We start from the raw sequence: 4,899 nt of genomic DNA, 5'->3' as shown, positions 1-4,899 counted from the left end.
TTACGTTTACCAACTGTGCTCGAATGAACATCGAGTCGCTTGGCTAATTCGGCTTGGATCAGAGGTTGATAAACTTTCTTATCCTGCTTCTTTTTGACTCGGTTTTTTTGATCACCTGAAGCATTAGCAGTGAAGGCAGCTAGTTTCGAGGCAACAGATTCTTGTGATCCTGGAGTTTCTAGCGATTTTGGGATGTCACTGGTAGAGAAATCATCTTTTTCGACCTTTAGTTCCAAAGTCGGGGTTGGTTTACTGGTGTTGGATTCACTCTCAGGCTCAAAGGAGGATTCACTTTCAGGGTCGAAGGAGGGTTCACTCTCATCAAAGATACTACCGAGAGCGCTAGCAGTCAGAAAGTAATAAACAGTGCCAATGTCATCATAGGTTCGACTCTGAGCTCCAAACTCCTGTGCCTTTTTCTCTAAATACTGTTTCGCTGCAGTTCCAGAAATATCTGCCTTGATCGACAAGTCAATGGGTGTCAGACAACCTTGGTTATCTTTAATCAGTTGATTGAAGAAGGGATTAACTTTCCGAGTCCACTTCTGCCATTGATATTGCTGCCAAAGCCTGATGATGATAATCAAGATTAGCATTGCCAGTACGATCGGCCATGCCTTTAGCAACAGAACCATCACCAATGCGAAGGGGATGATCAGAATGAGAATTCCAGTGGCACTGCTATCGATTACTTTTCCAGTCATCTGACTTCACGGGGTAGGGAAACCGCGTCTTTTTAAAGCGCGGAGGAACTACGACAAAGCGCGGTTTTAACCGCACCTTATCCCTCGCTCAACTGCTTGGGAGGGGGTATACTTAGTAGTTTATTCGTTTACGAGCCATTAAGGGGCTATCCACTAAAGTCGGGACTGTGGATTATTAGTAATTAGTGGACATTTCTACCAATCCCGATTACCCATTACCCGTAAGAGTCACGGCTTCTTGCTAGTAGTCTTAGTTAACTCAGGTTAGTCAGGGCAAGACGTTTAAACATCGCCACCCGTGCCTTGGTTGCTAAGGTATCATCCAGTGGTTCTAAGGACACTGGTATATGATACTTTTGCTTAAGGGCAGTTTGGATCAGCCAATCAGCAAGAAAGGGGTTTTTCGGTAACAGCGGACCGTGGGAGTAGGTTGCGATCGCATTTCGATAAAATGCCCCTTCTGTGCCATCTTCCCCATTGTTACCATATCCTTTGACCACTTGAGCTAGGGGTTCGACATTACCTAAATAGGTACGACCACCGTGATTTTCAAAACCAATCACTACTGGAGTTTTCCCGAGCATAGCCTTTAAGTCTTGGGCTAGGGGTGATGCAGTAATCTCAAATACCACATTACCAATGCAACGGCGAGCATCTACGCCAGGATGCTTGCTGACCAAATCCAGCAACCCTAATCCCTGAATCCGCTTACCTAGAGCAGGTTCATAGTAGTGACCTAGCAATTGAGGTGAGCCACAGGTAAATACCCCCGGTGTACCTCCTTCAATTTTTTCTTGTAGGGCATTGGCTTTGCTACCTTGTAAGTCTCGCATAACAATTTCTTGCTGTCTATCTTGAGCACCACCACCCATGAAGATATCCACTTGATAGAATTGCTCAGCAGGGGTTTGCTGATCCAGGGGGATTAGATTGACTCTAATGCCTCGCCACTGGGTTCGTTGTTGTAAGCAGATCACATTACCGCGATCGCCGTAGGTACTCATTAGGGTAGGGTAAAGCCAGCCTATAGTTAATTCTAGTTGTTCGGAATTCATCTTGGGTTGAAGGTGATTTGGTTGTTCGCCTTATACTGTCTGTATGTAATAGGAGGACTATTTCCAGATAATTCTTGGTATTTATCGGCAAAACCCATAAGTATAACCATCCTTTCTGTGAACTCTGAGTAAATTCTTGACGTGCAAGCTTATCGCCTTTTTTCCGGGAACCGTGTAATTAAAGGAGTTGCTTTTGCTTCTGGGATTAACCCTCCCAAACTCCCCCGTCAAAAGGTTTTTAGCTATATCACCACGCTTTCCAACCTTTGATGGGTTTCAATGGGTTATGTCTAATGGGGTAGCCATATTTATTGAGCGCAGCTTTTTGCCTGCCTCCCTGTCCTTTGCAGGTAACTACTAGCGGTTGATAGGTTCTCAACACCAAAGCTTCAACGTCTCCAACACAAGCTGCATCAATCCAATGCTGCTTGGGTAGTCCCAACTTAGTCCGGTTGTATTTGGTCTGAGCACCCGTGCCAGTAACCACAGGTTTTATTTCGTTGAGTACCTTTACTACTTTGTTCCGAGTTGTATTGACCGCTGCTGCATCTCTCAATGGCGAAAGCGCCTTGTTTTTGATTTTTTGTAGCAAGCCTGGTTTCTTTTTTAGGAATTCTTCAATAGGTCTATTGCCTTTTCGTTGATTACATTTTTCACAAGCTAGACAAAGATTGCTGACCCGTTCGCGTAGCGTCGGCTTTGCCGAATCACTGCCTCCTTTGGATTTTGGGTGAATGTGCTCAATCTGTAGGGGAATATTTTGCTTGCCACAATAGGCGCACTCCCTCCCCCACTTCTCAAGTAAATATTCCCTCACCTCATACCCGGCTAGTTCACCTTGTTGGTATTCCACCCCATTGATTTCAGGATCCTGCATTTTTTGAGTGTCAAACTTGACTATTTCAATCCAAATCTCATTGACTGGACAAAACTTAGTTAGTCGTCTTACCCAGGTTTCAATAGTCAAAACCCTGTGTTCTAGACTGGGAGGAATCCAACCCTCTGGACGCTTACGATTAAGAAATCTTGGCTTCCTGTAACGGGTATTGCGATTACGCCTCCCACCCCTAACGCCACTTCTAGATTCTAGTTTTTTCTTTATCAATCCTCCTCTGTGTTCTAGCTCCATTCCCCAAATAACTTGGTCGTCCTGGACTAGAGCAAACCCAGTCACCTTACTGCCTGGATCTATTTTGATTTGACAAGGGGAGATAGTCGGATTGGCGATTGCAGCCTTGAGGATAATCGTGAATGGATACATCCTAAAAACCGCAGCTTTTCCTTTATCTAACAATCGACGCGCTTTCTTGGGGGATATGGGGTTTAATGGTTGTTTGTCTGTGTCAATAACTAATACATAATTCTGCATTTTTAGTGCGTCTCAAATCGGTAATGTTTTCCGGACTTCGTCCCGCTACGCGAACGACCATGTTGTAATGGCTTGTCGTGTCAACCACACATTTTGCCTTCACCTTAATGGTTGACGATAGAGCTGGGAGCTGGAGTTCACTCCCAGGTATCATGACCAAAACAACGTAGGAAATTAATCCTTGGTCTGCAACCTAGTTAGGTAAATTTCCGAGTTTTGCCGGAAATTACCAAGGCTTTTACTAGGTGCTGAGCAGTTATGGGAGAAGCTGATCCAAGCTTTTGCTTCGCACCATTGCACTCCAGATTAGGGAATCGTAGAGAGTTGGTCAAGTAATAGAAGTTGACCGCGCTGCATCAAGACAAAGTCCGATACCTCGACCAAGCACTTGATCAGGATATTTCTATAACCATTACACCCCATCATCCCATCCTCTCATCACCCCATTATCAATTGACCTAGTTTTCTGATGACTTAACCGATGCTCTAGGAGACTACAATGAAACTTGTGGTTTGCTGCCTATCGATAAATCAATGCTGCAAGCAATCTCTGCTCTAACCCTAGGGTTCCAATTTGCTTCTCCTGGGCCAATAATCGTTGAACTCGGACCGGTAACAATCCGCTGGTACGGACTATTGATTGCCTCAGCAGTGTTAATTGGAGTTAGCCTGTCCCAATACCTAGCCAAGGGTCGTAACGTTAACCCAGATTTGTTGGGCGACTTGGCTATCTGGCTGGTGATTTCTGCGATTCCTGGTGCCAGACTTTACTATGTATTGTTTCAGTGGGAACAATACGCCCAGCGTCCAGACCAAATTATTGCGATTTGGAATGGTGGGATTGCCATTCATGGCGCTATCTTGGGTGGTATCTTAGCTGCAACAATTTTCGCCCGCCTCAATAAACTGTCTGTCTGGCTGTTAGCTGATCTAGTAGTTCCTTCCCTGATATTAGGTCAAGCAATCGGACGTTGGGGGAATTTCTTTAATTCCGAAGCCTTTGGTGCTCCCACGGATTTGCCTTGGAAATTGTATATTCCACCACTACAGCGTCCCCCAGGCTTTCAGAATTTTGACTATTTCCATCCCACCTTTCTCTATGAGTCTGTGTGGAACTTATTGGTCTTTGGGTTACTGATGACTCTGTTCTTTCGGGATTTACGCCGCAAACCCCATCTGAAGGTAGGGACGATGGCTCTAGTTTATATGGTCGCCTATAGTACTGGTCGCTTCTGGATTGAGGCATTGCGGATGGATAGTCTGATGCTCGGTCCATTACGCATTGCTCAAGTGGTCAGTTTGGTTGCGATCGCATTGGGAGTTGCTGGTTTAGGGTGGCTGTATTGGATGGGTCGGTCTTTGCCAGATGTTGTTCCAGCCGATAATCAGCAGTGGGATACGGTATCTAAATAAAAAAAAGCCCCAGAGTTTAGCTCTAGGACTTCACCAGGGTGCATCTACCACTTTATTTTTACTGGGTAGATCAGGTTAATCCGGACAATTTTGGAATATGGCAATCTGTGATAAGTTGTGATATTGGAAAGATCGCGCGTAAGCTATCAGCTATCAGCTATCAGCCAACGGCTTAATGCTTACGATCGCGCAACGGATGATTCGAGGGCATGTTACCTATAGGTGAGTCTCTGGTATAGCAGTCCCCAGGGCAGGCGCGGACATGACAAAAGTCTCAAACCTAAGTAAGCGCAAGAGTTTGACTTCTGACTTCTGACTTCTGACTTCTGACTTCTGCTATAACTCGGGATTAATCACA

The 4,899-nt window shown here is 45.2% G+C and carries 4 protein-coding genes; 1 reads left to right on the top strand and 3 read right to left on the bottom strand.

Features of this window, described 5'->3' with window-relative positions; all coding sequences use genetic code 11:
• From F6J94_RS30295 to iscB, 3 genes are all read right to left on the bottom strand, one after another.
• Window positions 1–704, bottom strand: a 704-nt coding sequence (locus F6J94_RS30295) for a hypothetical protein (protein WP_293047082.1), incomplete at its 3' end; no start/stop codon positions are given.
• A gap of 254 nt (window positions 705–958) precedes the next feature.
• A complete protein-coding gene (locus F6J94_RS30290) occupies window positions 959–1,759 on the bottom strand; it encodes a type 1 glutamine amidotransferase (protein ID WP_293047080.1) in 801 nt (266 codons plus the stop codon).
• A 247-nt stretch (window positions 1,760–2,006) separates the two neighbouring features.
• On the bottom strand, window positions 2,007–3,128 hold the full coding sequence (iscB, locus tag F6J94_RS30285) for an RNA-guided endonuclease IscB (RefSeq protein ID WP_293020990.1): 1,122 nt from the start codon (window positions 3,126–3,128) through the stop codon (window positions 2,007–2,009).
• 534 nt (window positions 3,129–3,662) lie between these two features.
• Here iscB and lgt point away from each other — a divergent pair.
• Complete coding sequence (gene lgt, locus F6J94_RS30280; RefSeq protein WP_293047078.1) at window positions 3,663–4,541, top strand: prolipoprotein diacylglyceryl transferase; 879 nt, start codon at window positions 3,663–3,665, stop codon at window positions 4,539–4,541.
• Window positions 4,542–4,899: the final 358 nt, after the last annotated feature.

The organism is Moorena sp. SIO1F2 (genome assembly GCF_010672755.1).
Taxonomy (GTDB): domain Bacteria; phylum Cyanobacteriota; class Cyanobacteriia; order Cyanobacteriales; family Coleofasciculaceae; genus Moorena.
The sequence above is the reverse complement of the archived record's forward strand: the minus strand, read 5'-3'. Positions and strand labels throughout refer to the sequence as shown.